Source organism: Rhizobium sp. UFLA01-1127 (genome assembly GCF_059803845.1).
Genome location: NZ_JAUQTZ010000290.1, coordinates 1 through 1,402, shown reverse-complemented (window position 1 = coordinate 1,402; position 1,402 = coordinate 1). Strand labels below are relative to the sequence as shown.

Genomic DNA, 1,402 nt, shown 5'->3' with positions numbered 1-1,402 from the left:
GCGCCATGACTGTTATTCGCCGAGGCGGCTCTTCAGACCGTTGATGATGTGGTTTGCAAGTGCCTCATAGTCGTCATCGAAATGGTGGCCGCCATCCATGGCGATAACTTCGGCACCGGTGCCCTTCAGCAGCGGGCATGCCACATCCTCGTCGTCGTCCTTGCCGTAGACGCATTGCACCATCTTCGGATTGATGGATTTTAGGTCGCTGACCGGATCGCCACCCTTGCCCTCGCTCGAAGCGCCGAGCCAGCCCATGACCGAGATCACGTAGTCCACCTTCTGCGACAGCGACAGCAGCGACATCTGCACGATCTTGTCCTTTGCAGCCTGCGGCAGGCGATTGTAGCTTGCCGGCAGCACATCGGCGCCGAAGGAGTAGCCGACCAGCACCACATGCTTGACCTTGAAGCGCTTGGTGTAGAAGTCGATGATCCTGGCAAGGTCATTGGCCGTCTGCTGCGGATCCCGCTCCGACCAGAAATAGTGCAGGGAATCGACGCCCACGACCGGAATGCCCTGATCCTGCAGATAGCTGCCGACTTCCTTGTCGATATCGCGCCAGCCGCCATCGCCCGAATAAACGATCGCAAGCGTGTCTTCCGTCGGCGTCGTTTCCATGATGTCGAGAGGCAGGCCGAGCGGCGACTTAGAGCTGTCGATCGACTTCATCAGATCGGCCAGCGAGGCCTCGAGCGTCGCATAACCATCGGTATTGCCGGAATCCGTGGTCTGGACTTCGGGATGCTCTTTCTGGATCTCCGTGACATGGTCGCGTCCATCCTTCGGAGCATTCGGCGTAAAGGTCACGAGGATCGGATTGGGCAGCGCGCCTTCCTGCAGGCCGAAGGAGACCATGTCGCCATCGGTCTTCTTCTCGGCCGGCGTGCAGAGTTCCTGCTTCAAAGCGATGCCCGCCGTCGGATCGACGGCAAGCGTACCGGCGACCGTTGCATCCGGCGTCTGGGCCGCGATCGTCAGCGCCATCGCGCCGCCGGCGCCGACGCCAGCGATGACGGGCAGCTGATAGGTGCTGTCGGCAAAGGAGCGCTGTATCTGCTGGCTCAGCGATTCCAGGTCCGCGACGATATAGATGCAGCCGTCATTCTTGCTGACGTCGTATTTGTTGAGCGAGGCCAGAAAGGAGGGATAGTCGATGCCGATGACAAGCGAGCCATTGGCAACGAGCTTGTCGGCCACCGCCTTTTCCTTGTCGCCCCAGCCGGCGAGATCGGAAATAAGCACGACTTCGTTGGAGACCTTGCCCTGCGGTCGCATGATATGCGGCGCCGGGATCATGCCCAGATCGTATTTGGTATCGTCGGCTTCCGCGCGCGCCGGACCCGACACCAGCAGGCTCATCGACAAGATGCATGCGAAAGCCAATGACATTGCGTATTTC

1 protein-coding gene is annotated in these 1,402 nt (G+C 60.1%); it reads right to left on the bottom strand.

Going from position 1 to position 1,402, the window contains the following annotated elements:
* Window positions 1-12: 12 nt before the first annotated feature.
* Entirely contained in the window at window positions 13-1,392 is a 1,380-nt protein-coding gene (locus Q4Q11_RS31790) for a virulence factor (RefSeq protein ID WP_498571977.1), read from the bottom strand.
* Between the last annotated feature and the right edge of the window lie 10 nt (window positions 1,393-1,402).

Bases quoted from the DNA above. Each gene is read 5' to 3' on its own strand.
- Q4Q11_RS31790 (WP_498571977.1), bottom strand. From the start codon at position 1,392: ATGTCATTGGCTTTCGCATGCATCTTGTCGATGAGCCTGCTGGTGTCG.